Below are 18,939 nucleotides of genomic sequence, written 5' to 3' on the forward strand. Positions count from 1 at the left end.
AACTAATTTTATATGACAAAAAACTCCCTATCGGACAAGGAGGTTTTTTCTCTTCTGGCTTATGTCATTCGTACAAGCTTTATGGCGAATGCACCCTACGAAATTCCTTAATTCTTACACCAATTTCTTTATACCGATATTTCATAAACACCATAAACTCACCTATGGTTTCATTCGTTTCACTAAATCAAATTGATCTGTCCTATCTCGCTTTTCAAGTGCTGAATCAATATAATACTTAGGATTAGCCTTTCATTTCTCCTCGCTAAAGGCTAATTCATTTTGCCAAATCCGTACTCATAAATCTGTTTAATCATCGTACACCACTCCAAACAAGTAATCGTTATTATTATTGTACTATAATTTCCAATGAATCTACAGTATTATATCCCACATATCAGATCCTTTTCTGTTTCCACACCGACACACGGTATTTTCTCAATCTCCAATTTCAGAATAACAAATCTTTTCTTCTCTAAGTTAGAATTATCTATATTGACTCTGCTGACACAATTGGAAAACTATACAAGTCTAGGTAAATATATATCCCAATACCAATCACTATTGATCATTGCTTGATACATAGCTGCTTTCCACGAATTAATATTAATAGATTGCTCATCCTCTATATACTCTATCAGCCTATTTACAGCTAAGCTTTTCCCTCCCTTATCAAATAAAATTTTTATTCGATGAAAACAAGATTGATATACTTCAGGAGCATGAACCTTATATATATTATTGAGTCCAAAACCATCAATTGAAAAGCTCTGCTTTATACGTTCTGCTTTATAAGCATCTATAGATGAAGGCGGATCAGCATAAAATTGAAATGAAACGTCTTCATTTTCAATTAATTTAGCTTTTAACCAAACGGAATCATCAAAATCATCATAGTATGGGTGAAAAGGTTGCTCCAAATAGCTAGAAAAAGTTGAAGCTAGCTTGTCCGTATTGCAAGCTGAACAAGATGGAACTAAATTATAGGGAGTAACAGTAAATGTGACATATTTTGATTTTGGTAAGAAATGATCTAAATTGTTAGCAATATTCTGTTTACAATAAGGACATTTGCCATTTGGAGCTAAAAGCATTATTTTATCATAAAATTCTCTATTGGGTTGATCTTTGGGTACAAATTTCTGCTTATATAATGCTTCCATATCATCTTTTGTTGCGATATGATTCACATTATCATGTTCATGAATTGTAAAAAGTTGTCCTACTGTTGCTAAATTATCATATTTAGTTGTTTGTTCGATAATTGATGTTTTAACTTTTTCAATATGCTCTTTTCTTGGATTATTCATATTTGCAATGCAATTATCTAAAATGACGATAATATCATTCTTGGGTTTATTTATTTTCTTCATTTTGCATTTTCCTTATCGTACATATAGGCCCTTAATATTGATTTTGCTTCATTTCCAAGTTCTCCATTAAATGATGATAATGCTTCATCATATGAATTTGCTTTTTCCGAAGCTTGTTTCAATAAGGCATGAAAACCAGACTTTTCAACATCATAACTAAATATTTCTGTAGTAAGTTCTCCCAGATTTTCGCCAAATGTTTCAATTTCAGGGCGGTCAAAAATACGATATTTTCCCTTTCTTCGAATTTTCCAAACACATTTTTTGGGTACTTCTTGTACAATAACTGGTGAATGTGTGGCTATGATAGCAACACCATTTCTATATGTTAATAGCACTGAAAGCGCACGGATAAAAGCAGCTACAAGTGGTGGATGCAGGTGTTCTTCTGGTTCATCTAGTATAACCAAAGTTTTTTCCTCAACGTAGTTAACCAAACTGACAAGCGTTAATAAAATATTTTTATGCCCTGAGCTAAGATAAGAAAATTTTTCATATACTATTGTTTTATAGTATTCACGTTCAACCCGATTTTTATATTGAGTTTCAGTTTCATCTATTTCCTTTGAAATTTTCTCTCGAATTAATGTATATTTATTCCAATCTTTAATATTTAAATCTTTGAACGTACTATCTGATTGAAGAATGTCAATTGAACGATTCCATAACTCTTTTTTGATGTTGCTTTTAATAATTTGATAATAACTTTCAAAGAATAAATGAGAGAGTTGATTATATTTTGCATATTTATTTCTGTTTCCATCTTCATCATATTGTGCATAGATTAATCCAATATACGTATATGGAATTTTATTATTAGGAATATCCCCTTGACAGATTGGATCATCAAAAACACTAAACGTAATATTTACAATATTTGAAAAAGTTTCGCCCCATCCAGTTTCAATAACTCCATACTTTTCAACTTCATCATCAAATAACAAAGCATGAAGTATCCCTTTTATTATGGTGGTTTTACCAATGCCATTATTTCCGATAAAAACGTGAATATTACTAGAAGGGGTATTATTTTCTGCATCCACATGGAAATCAAGACTTTGTTTTTCTCCCGTAACAAAGTCTATATCCGGTAAAATATATTTAAAATCATAGTCTGTTAATACTGCTCCACCATCCGCAATTCTGTGAAATTGACCTTTAACTGTACTTTTAGATATATCTCTTAATAAAGAAACTTGAGTTACTCTCTGATTAACAATTTCATTAAATAAATCTAAATCATATGCCACATCTTTTAATCCCATCAATATTTCAATTCTTTTATCGCAGCTTTTTAAATTTGCATAATAGCTTGTATTTATACCTAATGAAAAAAAACCTTCTGGCAAGCACTCAAAAGATTCTGGAAGTGAAGCACGACGTTCATTTTGTCCTTTCCTTCCAATTTTAATACTTCCGATATATTTTTTTAAATAGTAAACTTCATAAAGAGTTTCAAATTCAAACCAATCGTCCCAATTATTATTTTTAAGATAAACATTATTATAATCACTATCATAATTAGAAGCATCCGTTATAATAAAATTCATAGTGCATATTCCTCATTTCTACAAACTTATAAAATAAGATTTAAATTCATGATACTATGTATTATGTATATATTCTTTCAACTAAAAACTCAAAACTTTGCATCCTGTATACTTTAGCCAAATGGAATTAGATTTTCTATATAAACTCTTTCATGAAAATAGAAATAATCATTGGTTTTTAATTAATAAATATTGCGAATTATCTTTGTAAACAGTCATAAATTTATGGCGCAATATTCTACATATACGAAATATCATATATTCAATTATACTCCATATATTATTAATCTTCTCCATTTATCTGAAGAAAATTAGATTTGTTAAGCAAAAATTCTTACTTTAGTCTTTTTCCCATTGCATATTCTTATAACTCTTTTTCTAATTTTCGCATTTTGTTATTTTACAAAAGATTAAAAAAACACCCCTGTTAAATCTCAACAGGAGTGTAAGCTTTCATACTACACCAGATTTTTGGTGGGGATTTTGGCGGGAAATTAATTGGTTTTAAATAAAATTAACCTTTCTATAACTCGCAAATTCCTATAACATCAGCGTAAAAACTTCATTTTTATTTTATGGTTTATTCCCACTCAATAGTTGCAGGTGGTTTACTAGTTATGTCATAAACAATTCTGTTAACACCGTGAACTTCGTTAACAATTCTTCTTGAAACTTTGTCTAAAACTTCATAAGGTATTCTAGCCCATTCAGAAGTCATGGCATCTGAAGATGTTACAGCTCTTAAAGCTATAGTCTCACAGTAAGTTCTACCGTCACCCATAACTCCAACAGAATGGATGTTTGGAAGGCATGCAAAGTACTGCCATATTTTTTCTTCGAGACCTGCAATTGCAATTTCTTCTCTGAAAATTGCATCTGCTTCTCTAACTATTTCAAGCTTTTCTTCAGTTACTTCACCAAGAACTCTTATTCCAAGTCCTGGTCCTGGGAATGGCTGTCTCCATACAAGTTTATGAGGGATTCCAAGTTCTTCTCCAACAGCTCTTACTTCATCTTTAAATAATTCTCTTAAAGGTTCTATAAGGCTAAATTGCATATCTTCTGGAAGTCCTCCAACATTGTGGTGACTCTTTATAGTTGCTGAAGTAGCTGTTCCGCTTTCAACAACATCTGGATAAATTGTTCCTTGAACTAAGAAATCTATTTCTCCAAGCTTATTTGCTTCTTCTTCAAATACTCTTATGAATTCTTCTCCTATTATCTTTCTCTTTCTTTCAGGATCAGAAACGCCTTTTAATTTTCCAAGGAATCTATCTTTGGCGTTAACTCTTATAAGATTCATGTCAAATTGTTTTCTAAATATAGCTTCAACCTGGTCTCCTTCATCTTTTCTAAGAAGACCATGGTCAACAAATACACATGTAAGCTGCTTACCAATTGCTTTATGTACAAGAACCGCTGCAACAGATGAATCTACTCCACCTGAAAGAGCACATAAAACTTTTTTGTCGCCAACTATTTTTTTAATGTGTGCAATTTTTTCTTCTGCAAAAGCAGACATTGACCAATCAGCCTTTAAATTGCAAATCTTAAATAAGAAATTTGAGAAAAATTGATTTCCAAAAGGTGTATGTAAAACTTCTGGGTGGAATTGAACTCCATATATATTCTTTTCTTCATTTATCATGGCTGCTACTGGACAAACTTTTGTATTTCCTACAATTTTAAAACCTTCTGGAACCTTTGCAACTGTATCTGTATGACTCATCCAGCAAGAATTTTTTTCTTCTATACCATCAAATAATTTGCACGCACTACTTAAACTAACTTCAGCTTTTCCGTACTCTCTTATTTCTGAACTAGTAACTTCTCCACCAAGTGTATAAGTTATAAGTTGGTGACCATAGCATATGCCAAGTACAGGAACTCCAAGTTCAAATATTTTTTTATCAACCTTTGGTGCACCTTCACCATATACACTATTTTGTCCACCTGTGAAAATTATTGCACTAGGATTTTTTTCTTTTATTTTATCCAATGAATAAGTATATGGAACTATTTCACAGTATACATTATGTTCTCTAACTCTTCTGGCTATAAGTTGATTGTATTGACCACCAAAGTCAATAACCAATACTAATTGTCTTTCCATTGTTATCCTCCTAAATTTAAAATCCATTATATAAAGATATACCATTGCGAAACTAAAATTTATTTGTACCAAAATGACGTCTTCTAGGCATTTTGGTGCACATGAATTTTAATAGCTGAGCCGGTATATGTATAATTATTTTACACTAAAACGCCTAAATTAACAAAATTAATTTGCACCAAAATGCTTAAAAGATATCATTTTGGCACAAATTAATTTTCAAGTTATTTATCCCTATTGATTAACACTGTAATTCGGAGCTTCTTTAGTTATTGATATATCATGTGGATGACTTTCTCTAAGTCCAGATGATGATTGGACAACAAATGTAGCTTTTTCTGCTAATTCAGGAAGTGTTCTAGAACCAAGATATCCCATACCTGATCTTATTCCCCCCAAAAGCTGGAATATTGTATCAGTTACTGAACCTTTAAATGGAACTCTTCCTTCTACACCTTCTGGAACTAACTTTTTGTTTCCTTCTTGGAAATATCTATCCTTACTTCCGCATGCCATAGCTGCAAGGGAACCCATTCCTCTGTACACTTTATAGCTTCTTCCTTGGTATATTTCAATTTCTCCAGGAGCTTCAGCACAACCTGCAAACATTGATCCAAGCATAGCTACTTTAGCACCTGCTGCAAGAGCCTTTACTACGTCTCCTGAATATTTTAATCCACCATCAGCGATTATTGGAACTCCAAACTTGTCTGCAACTTCAACGCAATCCATAACTGCTGTAAGCTGAGGAACTCCAACACCTGCTACAACTCTGGTTGTACATATTGATCCAGGTCCAATTCCTACTTTTACGCAATCAGCTCCAGCTTCAATAAGGTCTTTTGTTGCTTCTCCTGTTGCTACGTTTCCTGCAATTACTTGAAGTTCTGGATAAGCAGCTTTAATTTTCTTTACAGCTTCCATAACTCCTTGTGAATGTCCGTGTGCTGTATCAAGAACTATAACATCAACAGATGCCTTTACAAGTGCTTCTACTCTTTCCATCATATTGTTTGTAACTCCAACTGCTGCACCGCACAATAATCTTCCTTGATCATCTTTAGCTGCATTTGGATATATTCTTACTTTTTCAATATCTTTTATTGTTATAAGTCCTTTAAGCTTGTATTCATCATCTACTAAAGGAAGTTTTTCGATTTTGTGTTCTTTAAGAAGATTCTTTGCTTCTTCTAAAGTTGTTCCTTCTGCAGCTGTAACTAAATTTTCAGAAGTCATAAGTTCTTTTATCTTTCTTGTATAGTCATTTTCAAAAACAATATCTCTGTTTGTAATGATTCCAACAAGCTTTCCGTCTTCATTTGTTACAGGTACACCAGAAATTCTATATCTTTTCATAACATCAAGGGCATCTTGAATTAAATTGTCTGGAGAAAGTGAAAATGGATTTGTTATAACTCCGTTTTCTTGTCTCTTAACTGTATCCACTTCATTAGCTTGTTCTTCAATAGTCATATTTTTGTGGATTATTCCTATTCCGCCTTCTCTAGCCATTGCTATAGCCATTTTAGATTCAGTTACAGTGTCCATTCCAGAACTCATAAGGGGGATGTTTAACTTTATTTTTTTAGTTAAATTTGTTTTTAATTCTACCTCTCTAGGTAAAACCTCTGATTTATTAGGAACTAGTAACACATCGTCAAAAGTATAGGCTTTTTTAATAATTTTTCCCATTATATATAACTTCCTTTCAGATAATATTTTTTTATAAACAATAAGCACACTAATTTTCCTTAAAGTGAAAATCAGCATGCCTTAAATAACATACCAAAATCACTCATAGTCGAAAATTTAAGGTTTTCGGTAGATACTCCTTGCCATATCCAAGGTATATATGAGTAAACCAGCTATTATAAATTTACATTTACAATATTTGCAAGTTCTCTTGTTTAACTTATTATAATTTATTTTATTCTCTATTTTATTCAAAATTTTGCATTTTGTCAATCATAAATATTTCATTTCTGATTAAAAACTTTCTTTTCAATTTATAAAATGAAGCCAAAATTACAAATTTCATTTTTTTACTTTCATATTATTTTATATATTATAACATATAACTTAGATTTAACGTTATATTTACATTTATTAAACAAAAAAATTGTAAGCTTAAACTAATTGTAATTAAAAGTAAATCATGCTAATTTTAAAAAACTACAAATTAGCTTAATAGAGGTGAAAATATGAACTCTCTACATGAATTAGAAAAAATATTAAATAACGAAAATATAACTACAGTATTTCAACCTATCGTTTCACTCTTAGATGGTTCAATTATAGGCTATGAAGCCCTAAGTCGAGGGCCTGAAACCTCTCCACTCTACTCTCCAGATAAATTATTTTCAACTGCTGAAGAATTTAACAAGACTTGGGATTTGGAACTTGCATGCAGAACCAAGGCTATAGAACGTTCCAAAAACCTAATTAATGATAAATTTTTGTTTTTAAATGTAGATCCTAAAATAATTAAAGATAAAAAATTTCAAAAAGGTTTAACAAAAGAATTTCTCGTAAAAAATAATATTTCACCTGACTCTATAATATTTGAAATTACAGAAAGAACAGCAATATCAGATTACAAAAACTTTGTTAAAATATTAAGAAACTATACTGAGCAAGGTTATAAAATAGCTATAGATGATACCGGTGCTGGCTATTCTGGTCTTAAAACATTATGTGAAACAAAACCTCACTACATTAAGATTGATATAGAACTTATAAAAAACATTGATACAGATTCCTTTAAACAAGCTTTAGTAAAAGCACTAGTTGAATTTTCAAAAACTACAAAGACAAAGCTAATTGCTGAAGGAATAGAAACTGAGGCCGAATTGAAAACTTTAATTGCAATGGATGTCTATGCCGGCCAAGGTTTCTTTCTAAAAAGACCTTCTGAGGATTTTCATGAAATTCCACCTTACATAAAAGATACTATCATTAAATACAATAATATAAAAACCAATTCTTTTGACATAACAAATAGTAAAATAGGCGAAATAGCTGAAAATCATCAAGCTTTTGAAATAACTACACTATGCTGCACAATAAAAAAATACTTTTCTTTGGAAGCTGCATCTGGTGCCTGCATAATTAACAACGATATCCCTGTAGGCCTTGTTATGAAGCATACATTAGATTCTATGCTTGCAACACAATATGGTGTAGCTGTATTCAACAAACGTCCTGTTTACTTAATTATGGACTCACACGCCCTCACAGTGGATTACAATACAAATGTGAGTGCTGTAGTAAAAATGGCAATGCAGCGGTCAAATGAAAGCTTATATGATTATGTAATAGTCACAAACAACAGTAAATACTATGGCATTGTTACCATTAAAAACTTATTAGAATTTACAACAGCTATGGAAAAAGAATATGCTAAAGAATTAAATCCATTAACAGGTCTACCAGGGAATGTAATAATCCAAAGAAAATTTGACATGGCTTTAACATCAAATAATACTTTGGGAATTTTGTATTTTGATTTAGATAATTTCAAAGTTTATAATGATAATTATGGTTTTGAAAATGGGGATAAATTATTAAAATTCACAGCAAATTTAATAAAAGAACAAGTGACTGCTTTATTTCCTGCATGCAGTTTCGTAGGACATATAGGCGGTGATGATTTCGTATGTATAATTGAAACTTCAATAGAAAGCTGTAAAAAACTAAGTGATATTATAATAAATGAATTTGACACCAGCATACTTACCTTTTTCAATGAGCAAGATAGGTTAAATGGATATATAGAAGCTTTTGATCGGAATGGCAATAAAGATATTTTTAATTTAACTTCCATTTCCATAGCAGGTATATGTGGCAATACAAACCTTTTTAAAACCAGCGATGATTTAGCACTATATGTTTCTAAATTAAAGAAAAAAAGCAAAAAGATAAAACACAGCAGTTATGTAATTGAAAATATATAAAAATTAAGCAGACAAATTAATGTCTGCTTAATTTTTATGGAATTAATACATTCCGTCCATTCCCATTCCAGGTGCACCTGCTCCTGGTCCCATTGGTTTTTCTTTTTCAGGAAGATCTGCTACTGCACATTCTGTTGTTAAGAAAGTTGAAGCAACTGAAGCTGCATTTTGAAGTGCTGATCTTGTAACCTTAGTAGGATCAACAATTCCAACTTTAATCATATCAACATATTCTTCACGTAAAGCGTCAAATCCAATTCCTTTGTCGCTGTGTATTATTTTCTCTATTATTACAGAACCTTCAAGTCCAGCATTTTGAGCAATTTGTCTAACTGGTTCTTCAAGTGCTCTTACTATTATATTTATACCAACTTGAACATCTGGTTCTTCATCAGTTAATTTCTTTACTTCTGGTAATACATTTACATAAGCTGTACCACCACCAGCTATTATACCTTCTTCAACAGCTGCCTTAGTTGCTGCAAGAGCATCTTCTATTCTTAATTTTCTTTCTTTAAGTTCAGTTTCTGAAGCAGCTCCAACTTTAACAACTGCAACTCCACCAGCAAGTTTTGCTAATCTTTCTTGAAGCTTTTCTCTATCAAAATCTGAAGTAGTTTCTTCAATTTGAGCTCTTATTTGAGCAACTCTGTCATGTATTGCAGTTTTGTCACCTTTTCCATTTACTACTGTAGTGTTTTCTTTTGATATTTTAACACTTTCAGCTCTACCAAGCATGTCTAAAGTTACATCCTTTAATTCAGTTCCTAATTCTTCTGATATAACTTCTCCGCCTGTAAGTATAGCTATATCTCTTAACATATCTTTTCTTCTATCGCCAAAACCTGGCGCTTTAACAGCAACACAAGTGAAAGTTCCTCTTAATTTGTTAACTACTAATGTTGCTAAAGCTTCTCCTTCAACATCATCAGCTATGATTAAAAGCTTCTTTCCCTGTTGAACTATCTGTTCAAGTACTGGAAGAACTTCTTGTATGTTTCCTATTTTTTTATCTGTTATTAAGATATATGGATCGTCAAGTGCTGCTTCCATTTTTTCACTGTCTGTAACCATGTATGGGCTTAAATATCCTCTGTCAAACTGCATTCCTTCAACAACATCAAGTTCAGTTCCCATAGTTTTTGATTCTTCAACAGTTATAACGCCTTCGTTGCCTACTTTTTCCATTGCATCAGCTATTAATTTTCCTATTTCAGGATCTGCTGCTGAAATTGAAGCAACTCTTGCTATATCCTCTTTTCCATCTACAGGCTTAGAATTTTTCTTTAATTCTGCAACTGTAGTTTCAACTGCTTTTCTAATTCCGTTTCTTATAAGCATTGGATTAGCTCCAGCTGTAACATTCTTTAAACCTTCTCTTATTATAGCCTGTGCTAAAAGTGTTGCTGTTGTAGTACCATCTCCTGCAACATCATTAGTTTTTGTAGCAACTTCTTTTACAAGTTGTGCTCCCATGTTTTCATATGGATCTTCAAGTTCGATTTCTCTTGCTATACTAACACCATCGTTTGTTATAAGTGGTGCACCAAATTTTTTATCTAAAACAACATTTCTTCCCTTTGGTCCAAGTGTAACCTTAACTGTATTAGCAAGTTTATCTACACCTTTTTGCATAGCTCTTCTTGCATCTTCTCCGTATAATATTTGCTTTGCCATCTAAAATCCCTCCTAAATTTATAAAACTTCTTACTATTCAACTACTGCTAAAATATCATCTTGTTTTAATATGATTACTTCTTCACCATCAAGTTTAATCTCAGTTCCACTGTATTTTGAGAAATAAACTATATCTCCTACTTTTACTTCCATTTTAACTTCTTTTCCATCAGAAATTCCTCCTGGACCTACTGCTAAAACTTCTGCCTTCTGTGGTTTTTCTTTAGCTGAACCAGTTAAAACTATTCCGCTTTTTGTAGTTTCCTCTGCTTCTAATCTTTTTATAACGACTCTGTCGCCAAGTGGTCTAATTTTCATTTTAAACCCCTCCTTAAATATATAAATATTTTATAAACATAATTTTATTTATTAGCACTCATTAATATTGAGTGCTAACACAATTATTATAATAATTAATAGTTAAAATATTAGCAAATTCAAAATCATTAATAAATCAGGCAATAGTTGAGATAGGATGAATTTATAATTAAATATATCAATATTTCATTGTTTTTCTCATTTTTTCTATGTACTTTGATTTGTATATATATCACAAATAGGTACATAATACCTAATGAGGTTATTTATTGTTTAAAAGCTGATTTTCATGAAAAGGATTGATAATTTGAAACTTATGTCTAAAATATTAGAAATGCTATTATCTTTGTTTATAACATTATTCACCATTTTGTTTTTCATTCAATATATTATAAACTTTAAGCCCATATACTACTATGATGCATTAAATTTAAATTTAATTGATGACTTTAATACTTATACCCAAGAATATAATATTAACGTAGAACCTTTAAATTCAATTTTACTAAAAAAAAATTACAATTATATGATTAGCTACATTAATGGAAATTATTCTGATAATTTTAACCTTCCAACAATACCTTCTTCAAACGGTGGCAGGGAACATTTTAAAGACGTTAGAGCACTTATTAACCGTATTAGATATGTAATGCTGGTATCCATTTTATTTATTGTTATAAGCATATTAATATGCAAAAAAAACGGTTTAAATTCCTACTTAAAATGGAGTGGCATAGAACTTTTATTAATTACCCTTGTATCATTAATTATGGCGGCACTAAATTTTAGCGTTTTTTTTGACTATTTTCATAAATTATTTTTTAACAATGACTTTTGGATATTTGATCCAAGAACAGATTCAATTATCTTGCTTTTACCAGAAGAGTTCTTTATGCATTGCGGAGAAATATTGATTGGAGGCACTTTAATTACTGGAATTGCATTTTTAATAATTGACAAACTAAAAAACAGAGTACAAAGTACAAAATACAAAATACAGTGAAGTTCCTTACGTCGGAATAAATCTTTAACTTATAAAAGAATCTCTGTTCAGCTAGCTGAACAAAAATACATATTACAGGTTTGGGCGCAAGCCCATGTAGCTGTAAATTTTCTGCCCAAGCAGAAAATTATCCTTCTCTGTACTTTGTACTCTGTACTCTAGCCCTTGTGTTTCTTCTCAATCATTTTCTTTATTATTTTTTCCCCCTTAATTGCCCCTACAATAAACAAAATACTCATCACTACTGCTATTACTATAGGAACTACTAAATCGCCCTTTGTGAGCTTATTTCCGAAGTATGCCGAAGTGATTATTCCTGGTAATCTTCCAACAGTTGAATATATAATAAAGCTTTTTGCTCTTACCTCTGATACTCCACAAAGATATGCTAAAATATCCTTTGGTAATCCCGGTATTAAATATATTAGAAATATAGCATAGTTTGCTTTTTCACTTTTTAAAAATTTTCTTATTCCTGCTACTTTACCTTCTGAAATTATTCTATCAACAAAAGCCTTACCAAGCAAACGGGCTACAAAAAATGCCGCAATACTTCCTATTGTTATGCCAATTGCAGATATTATAGAACCCTCAACAGTTCCAAATATGTATCCACCAGCAATTTGAACTATTTCACCTGGTATAAAAAATGCAACTACTTGTATAACTTGCATAGCAAAAAATGCTAAAACACTATATTTACCATAAGATAGTATATATCGCTTTAATTTGTGAGCATCCTTCATCATATAGAAAAATTTAGTGTAATATAAATAACCACATGCTATTAAAAAAATCAATAACACCAATATACCTATTTGCATTTTATATTTTTTAATTTTCTTCAGTATATGCTTAATATTTTTTAATATTTTACTAAAAAAAACATTAGCCATAATGCACCAACCATTTCACAAGCTTAAACTTGTATTTTATTCTCCCTTGCATAATAAAAAAGATATTGTTGGGCAAATCCTGAAAGCTCACCAAATTTATCTCTTCCAAAATCACGTATTTTCTTAAGTGACACATCAGGAGCTACATAAAATTTCATCATAGCCTTCTTAACCCAAACATCAACTGGGAATGCAGTATATTTTCCCATAGAAAATAACATAATACAATCTGCTACCTTTGGACCTACACCCATAAAAAGTTGAAGTGCAGCATGGCACTCATCATCATTTAAAGCAGAGATATTGTTCAGGTCAAATTCACCCCTGTATACTTTCCCCACTGTATCTTTCAAATATTTCGCTCTAAATCCCACTCCACATTCTTCAAAATCCTGTTCTGTGAATTTATTCAATCTTTCTATAGATGGAAATGCATAAAATGTTTCATTTTTGTATTCTAATTTTTCCCCAGCCTTCTTACTTATATTTTCAATAGCTCTTTTTATCATTGGTATTCTATTATTAGCCGAAATTATAAAGGAAAGCAAAATTTCAAAAGGTTCCTGTTTTAAAATTCTAATACCATATCCGAAATCTACAGACTTCTTTAAAAGTTTATCTTCACTTAATACCCTTTTTATTTTTTCATAATCTCTATCTAAATCAAAGTATCCCTTCCAAACGCTATTAAATTCTTCTTCATTAATATTATATATTATAACGTTATTTTCCTTCTTTTCTACTTCAATAGCCTTTCCAAATGCAATTCCAATATAATTTCCATTTTCGAGTCTATTCCACCTAAAACACTGACCACAATCAAAAATATGATTTAATTCAAAATTTTTAACATCTTTTATTGTAATTCCATTCTCAAATTCTTCTATTGTACTGTAATCCATATTTATACCTCCAATGCTCAATTCAATGCACAATTCACAGTTCACAATGCACAATGAAGGTTGATTTTTCTCCGCTCGCGGAGAAAAGTCTAAATATAATAAATTTTAAGATTTTCTGCACAAGCAGAAAATCAACCTTCATTGTGAACTGTGCATCGTGAATTGTGAATTGAATTACTTCTATTTATTAATATTGTACCACAAAAGAAAAAAAATCCTCAATTTTCATGAGGATTTTATATAATAAAAATGGATTTAATGAAGGCATATCAATTATAAGGGCTCAATGCCCTATGCAATTTTATTATTTTGAATAATCGTAGAAACCTTTTCCTGATTTCTTTCCAAGCCATCCAGCTCTTACATATTTCTTTAATAATGTATGAGGTCTGTATTTTGGATCTCCAGTTTCTGTGAAAAGAACTTCCATTATAGCAAGACATATATCAAGACCTATAAAGTCTCCTAAAGCTAATGGTCCCATTGGGTGATTAGCTCCAAGTTGCATAGCCTTATCTATATCTTCTACTGAAGCTATTCCTTCAGCATAAATTCCAACTGCTTCATTTATCATTGGTATTAATATTCTGTTAACAACAAATCCTGGTGCTTCTGCAACTTCTACAGGATCTTTTCCTATTGCAACAGAAACTTCTTTAATTGCATCGAAAGTTTCTTTTGAAGTAGCTGCTCCCTTTATAATTTCAACAAGCTTCATAACAGGAGCTGGATTGAAGAAATGCATACCAATAACCTTATCTGGTCTCTTAGTTGCTGTAGCTACTTCTGTTATTGAAAGTGATGATGTATTTGATGCAAGAATAGTTTCTGGCTTGCATATGTTATCAAGATCAGCAAATATTTGTCTCTTTATGTCCATTCTTTCAACTGCTGCTTCAACTACTAAGTCACAATCAGCTGCCAAGTTAAGGTCAACTGTTCCTGTAATTCTTGTTAATATTTCAGCTTTAGCTGCTTCATCTATTTTACCTTTTGTAACTAATCTTGAAAGATTCTTGTCTATAGTCTTTAATCCCCTATCAACAAATTCATCTTTAATATCTCTTAAAACTACTTCTAATCCTTTAGCTGCAAATGCTTGAGCAATTCCTGCTCCCATAGTACCTGCACCTATTACACATACTTTTTTCATTTAAACAAACCTCCTTAAATTTAAAAAATATCAGCATAAATTTACACCAAAATACTTATAGAAGTATTTTGGCATATATATATATTAATTATTAGCTGCTTTTATTTGAGCTATTAATTCTGGTACAACTTTATTTAAATCACCAACTATAGCTAAATCAGCAACTTGCATTATTGGTGCTGCTGCATCTTTATTTATAGCAATTATGTAATCTGAATCTTGCATACCGGCTAAATGTTGAATTGCTCCTGATATACCGCAAGCAATATAAAGCTGTGGTCTTACAGTCTTACCTGTTTGACCTACTTGAAGGTCTTTATCAACCCATTCTTTTTCTATTGCTGCTCTTGAAGCTGCTATTGTTCCACCAAGTACTTCTGCTAATTCTTCAAGTTTTGCAAAGTTTTCTTTGCTTCCAACTCCTCTACCACCAGCAACTAATACTTTAGCTTCTCCGATATCTGCAATATTTTTAGCAACTTTAACAACATCGATAACCTTTGTTCTTATGTCTGCTGCTGTTAAGTTAATTGCAACTTTTTCTATTTTAGCATCTGAAACATTTGCATCATTAACAGGTAATTTTTCAAATACGCCAGGTCTTACTGTTGCCATTTGTGGCCTGTGATCTGAGCAAACTATTGTAGCTATTAAGTTTCCACCAAATGCTGGTCTTGTAGCTAATAAGTCTCTGTTTTCTGCATCTATATCAAGTGATGTACAATCAGCAGTTAAACCAGTTGAAAGTCTTGCTGCTATTCTTGGGCCTAAATCTCTTCCTATGAAAGTAGCTCCTATAAATAATATTTCTGGCTTTCTTTCATTAACTAAATCGCAAATAACTTTTGCATAACCATCAGTTGAGAAATGTGCTAAAAGTTCGCTATCTGCTGCTAAAACTTTATCTGCTCCATGAGCTAATAATTCTTTTGACATTTTGTCAGTATTGCTTCCGAGTAAAACAGCTGTTAATTCAACGTTTAATTTTTCAGCCATTTCTTTACCTTTACCTAATAATTCCAATGATACCTTTTGTAATTCTCCGTCTCTTTGTTCAGCAAAGACCCATACGCCCTTGTAATCTGCTTTATTCATTGAGAAATCCCTCCTAACTAAATATAGTGCTCTTCTTTTAATTTTGAAACAACATATGCTGCTGCTTCTTTAACAGGCTTATCAACAACTTCTCCCTGTCCCTTAACTTCTTTAGTTCCTGATTTCTTAACCTTAGTTGGTGATCCTTTAAGACCTAAAGTAGTTTTATCAACATCTATGTCATCAGCAGTCCACATTTTTATTTCTTTGTCGAATGCTCCAAATATATTTCCTATGTTCATGTATCTTGGAACGTTTAATTCTTTAATTGCTGTTAAAAGAACTGGTGTTTTAACTTCAACAATTTCATATCCATCTTCCCAAGCTTTTTTAACTTTTAAAGTATCTCCCTCAACCTTAACTTCTTCAACATAAGTTATTTGAGGTAATCCAAGATGTTCAGCTATTTCTGGTCCAACTTGAGCTGTATCTCCATCTATTGCCTGTCTTCCAGCAAAAACTATATCATATTTTAATTTTTTAATTCCTGCTGCAATTGTATGTGAAGTTGCAAGTGTATCTGCTCCTCCAAATGCTCTATCTGTTAAAAGTATTGCTTCGTCAGCTCCCATAGCTATTGCTTCTACTAAAGCATTTTTTGCTTGTGGAGGTCCCATGCTTATAACTGTTACATGTGCACCATAATTATCTTTTAATACTAAAGCTTCTTCAAGTGCGTTTTTATCATCTGGGTTTATTATTGATGGAACTCCTTCTCTAATAAGTGTTCCTGTTTTTGGATCTATTCTAACTTCCGCTGTATCTGGAACTTGTTTTAAACAAACAACTATATTCATCCTCTTAACCTCCTTAAATTATCTGAAAATATGTCCTGAAATAACTAATCTTTGAACTTCTGAAGTTCCTTCATATATTTCAGTTATCTTAGCGTCTCTCATCATTCTTTCAACTGGATAATCTTTTGTATATCCGTATCCACCAAATAATTGTACTGCCTTAGTTGTTACATCCATTGCTACATTTGCAGCATGAAGTTTAGCTCTTGCAGCATCAACTGTATATGGGAGACCTGCTTGCTTAAGACATGCAGCTTTGTATACTAAATGTCTAGCTGATTCTATAGCAACTTCCATATCTGCCATCATCCATGCAAGACCTTGGAATTTATCAAGACTTCTTCCAAATTGTTTTCTTTCTTTCATGTAAGCTCTTGCTTCATTGAAAGCACCTTCTGCTATTCCTAAAGCTTGAGCAGCTATACCAATTCTTCCTCCATCAAGAGTCTTCATTGCTACAGAGAAGCCTTTTCCTTCTTTTCCTATCATATTTTCAACTGGTACTATCATGTCTTCAAATATAAGTTCAGTTGTTGATGAAGCTCTTATTCCAAGCTTTTGTTCAACTTTACCAATTGAGAAGCCTTTAAAGCCTTTTTCTATTATGAAGCCTGATATTCCTTTTGTTCCCTTAGATCTATCAGTCATTGCAAATATAACGAAAGTATCTGCAACTCCTCCATTTGTTATGAATATTTTTGAACCATTAATTACATAATGATCTCCTTCAAGTACAGCTACTGTTTGTTGTCCTGCAGCATCTGTTCCTGCATTTGGTTCAGTTAAACCATAAGCACCTATTTTTTCACCTTTAGCTAAAGGCACTAAATATTTTTGTTTTTGTTCTTCTGTACCAAATTCATTTATTAATGAAGCGCAAAGAGATGTGTGAGCTGAAAGAATAACGCCTGTAGTACCACAAACTTTTGATAATTCTTCAACTGCAAGTATGTAAGATAATACGTCTCCACCTGCACCACCGTATTCTTTTGCAAATGGAATTCCCATCATACCATATTGAGCCATTTTCTTTACATTTTCCATTGGGAATCTTTCTGTTTCATCGATTTCTGCAGCTATTGGTTTTACTTCATTTTCAGCAAACTCTCTAACCATTTGTCTTACTAATTCTTGTTCTTTTGTCAAACTAAAATCCATATAAACTTACCTCCTATCTATTTTTGAAACCTTCCATTTTTCTCTTTTCAACAAAAGCTGACATTGCATCTTTTTGATCTTCTGTTGAGAAACATTCTCCAAATGCTTCTGATTCAAATGATAATGCAGTATCGATATCACACTGCATACCTCTATTAATAGCCTGTTTACTTAATTTAACAGCTATTGGAGCATTGTTTGCAATTGTTTTTGCAAGTTCCTTTGCTGCACTCATTAATTCTTCAGGTTCTACTACCCTATTTACAAGTCCTATTCTTAAGGCTTCATCTGCTTTTATTATTTTTGCAGTATATATTAATTCTTTAGCCATTCCTTCTCCAACGTGTCTTGCAAGTCTTTGAGTTCCACCAAAGCCTGGAGTTATTCCAAGACCAGTTTCAGGCTGACCAAATTTAGCTTTATTTGAAGCTATTCTTATATCGCAAGCCATTGAAATTTCACATCCACCGCCTAATGCAAAACCATTAACAGCAGCAATTACAGGTTTTTCCAAAAGTTCTAATCTTCTGAACACTTTATTACCTAGTATTCCAAACTTTCTTCCTTCTATTACACTTTTATCTTTCATTTCTGAAATATCTGCACCAGCTACAAATGCCTTGTCTCCTGCACCTGTTAAAATTACAGCAAAGACTTCATCATCATTTTCAATTTCACCTATAACATAATCTAATTCAGTTAAGGTATCGCTATTAAGTGCATTTAATGCTTTTGGTCTGTTAATAGTAACTACAGCAATTTTATCTTCCTTTTCAAGGATGACATTTTTTAATTCCATGACTTATCCTCCTAAACAAAATATTATTTATTCCTTGTTAATATTCTAACAAAGAGGGTCAAAATTTTTTGAAGCGTTATGCCTCGTTTATAATTATATAATGATTTATTTCATATTTCAACTGTTAATAAGTATAATTATGGTGAAACTAC

Annotated in this window: 15 protein-coding genes and 1 riboswitch; of the genes, 2 read left to right on the forward strand and 13 right to left on the reverse strand. The window is 31.7% G+C overall.

Annotated elements, in window-relative coordinates; all coding sequences use genetic code 11:
* Positions 1 to 521: 521 nt before the first annotated feature.
* The 4 genes from CUEA01_RS11710 to guaB all read right to left on the reverse strand — a co-directional run bounded on the left by CUEA01_RS11710 (position 522) and on the right by guaB (position 6,728).
* Positions 522 to 1,373, reverse strand: a complete 852-nt coding sequence (locus CUEA01_RS11710; protein ID WP_234121786.1) for an HNH endonuclease — start codon at positions 1,371 to 1,373, stop codon at positions 522 to 524.
* Positions 1,370 to 2,923, reverse strand: coding sequence for an AAA family ATPase (locus CUEA01_RS11715; protein WP_234121787.1), 1,554 nt, complete (start codon positions 2,921 to 2,923; stop codon positions 1,370 to 1,372). The genes CUEA01_RS11710 and CUEA01_RS11715 overlap by 4 nt, the downstream gene beginning before the upstream one ends.
* Positions 2,924 to 3,503: 580 nt before the next feature.
* Positions 3,504 to 5,036 (reverse strand): glutamine-hydrolyzing GMP synthase, encoded by a 1,533-nt coding sequence (gene guaA / locus CUEA01_RS11720; RefSeq protein WP_234121788.1) that lies wholly within the window; start codon positions 5,034 to 5,036, stop codon positions 3,504 to 3,506.
* A gap of 234 nt (positions 5,037 to 5,270) precedes the next feature.
* A complete protein-coding gene (gene guaB, locus CUEA01_RS11725; RefSeq protein WP_234121789.1) occupies positions 5,271 to 6,728 on the reverse strand; it encodes an IMP dehydrogenase in 1,458 nt (485 codons plus the stop codon).
* 86 nt (positions 6,729 to 6,814) lie between these two features.
* Positions 6,815 to 6,912, reverse strand: a riboswitch (purine riboswitch).
* Positions 6,913 to 7,237: 325 nt separating this feature from the next.
* Here guaB and CUEA01_RS11730 point away from each other — a divergent pair.
* Entirely contained in the window at positions 7,238 to 8,989 is a 1,752-nt protein-coding gene (locus tag CUEA01_RS11730) for a GGDEF domain-containing protein (RefSeq protein ID WP_234121790.1), read from the forward strand.
* A gap of 42 nt (positions 8,990 to 9,031) precedes the next feature.
* Here CUEA01_RS11730 and groL read toward each other — a convergent pair whose 3' ends face one another.
* Positions 9,032 to 10,666: a chaperonin GroEL gene (gene groL, locus CUEA01_RS11735; RefSeq protein WP_234121791.1), complete on the reverse strand. Its 1,635-nt coding sequence runs from the start codon at positions 10,664 to 10,666 to the stop codon at positions 9,032 to 9,034.
* A gap of 33 nt (positions 10,667 to 10,699) precedes the next feature.
* Entirely contained in the window at positions 10,700 to 10,984 is a 285-nt protein-coding gene (gene groES, locus CUEA01_RS11740) for a co-chaperone GroES (protein ID WP_234121792.1), read from the reverse strand.
* Between the two features lie 289 nt (positions 10,985 to 11,273).
* Here groES and CUEA01_RS11745 point away from each other — a divergent pair, with 289 nt between their 5' ends.
* Complete coding sequence (locus CUEA01_RS11745; RefSeq protein WP_234121793.1) at positions 11,274 to 11,987, forward strand: TIGR01906 family membrane protein; 714 nt, start codon at positions 11,274 to 11,276, stop codon at positions 11,985 to 11,987.
* 158 nt (positions 11,988 to 12,145) lie between these two features.
* On the opposite strand, the gene CUEA01_RS11750 is transcribed toward CUEA01_RS11745, so the two are convergent.
* From CUEA01_RS11750 to CUEA01_RS11780, 7 genes are all read right to left on the reverse strand, one after another.
* A complete protein-coding gene (locus CUEA01_RS11750) occupies positions 12,146 to 12,883 on the reverse strand; it encodes a TVP38/TMEM64 family protein (RefSeq protein WP_234121794.1) in 738 nt (245 codons plus the stop codon).
* Positions 12,884 to 12,906: 23 nt separating this feature from the next.
* Positions 12,907 to 13,785, reverse strand: coding sequence for a DNA-3-methyladenine glycosylase family protein (locus CUEA01_RS11755; RefSeq protein WP_234121795.1), 879 nt, complete (start codon positions 13,783 to 13,785; stop codon positions 12,907 to 12,909).
* 304 nt (positions 13,786 to 14,089) lie between these two features.
* Positions 14,090 to 14,938, reverse strand: coding sequence for a 3-hydroxybutyryl-CoA dehydrogenase (locus CUEA01_RS11760; RefSeq protein ID WP_234121796.1), 849 nt, complete (start codon positions 14,936 to 14,938; stop codon positions 14,090 to 14,092).
* Positions 14,939 to 15,022: 84 nt separating this feature from the next.
* On the reverse strand, positions 15,023 to 16,033 hold the full coding sequence (locus tag CUEA01_RS11765; protein WP_234121797.1) for an electron transfer flavoprotein subunit alpha/FixB family protein: 1,011 nt from the start codon (positions 16,031 to 16,033) through the stop codon (positions 15,023 to 15,025).
* Positions 16,034 to 16,050: 17 nt separating this feature from the next.
* Positions 16,051 to 16,830: an electron transfer flavoprotein subunit beta/FixA family protein gene (locus CUEA01_RS11770; RefSeq protein WP_234121798.1), complete on the reverse strand. Its 780-nt coding sequence runs from the start codon at positions 16,828 to 16,830 to the stop codon at positions 16,051 to 16,053.
* 18 nt (positions 16,831 to 16,848) lie between these two features.
* The gene (locus CUEA01_RS11775; RefSeq protein ID WP_234121799.1) at positions 16,849 to 17,988 is read right to left on the reverse strand and encodes an acyl-CoA dehydrogenase; all 1,140 of its coding nucleotides are present in this window, start codon (positions 17,986 to 17,988) and stop codon (positions 16,849 to 16,851) included.
* A gap of 13 nt (positions 17,989 to 18,001) precedes the next feature.
* Positions 18,002 to 18,787, reverse strand: a complete 786-nt coding sequence (locus tag CUEA01_RS11780) for a short-chain-enoyl-CoA hydratase (protein WP_234121800.1) — start codon at positions 18,785 to 18,787, stop codon at positions 18,002 to 18,004.
* Positions 18,788 to 18,939: the final 152 nt, after the last annotated feature.

The organism is Clostridium hydrogenum (genome assembly GCF_021432385.1).
Classification (GTDB): domain Bacteria; phylum Bacillota; class Clostridia; order Clostridiales; family Clostridiaceae; genus Clostridium_S; species Clostridium_S hydrogenum.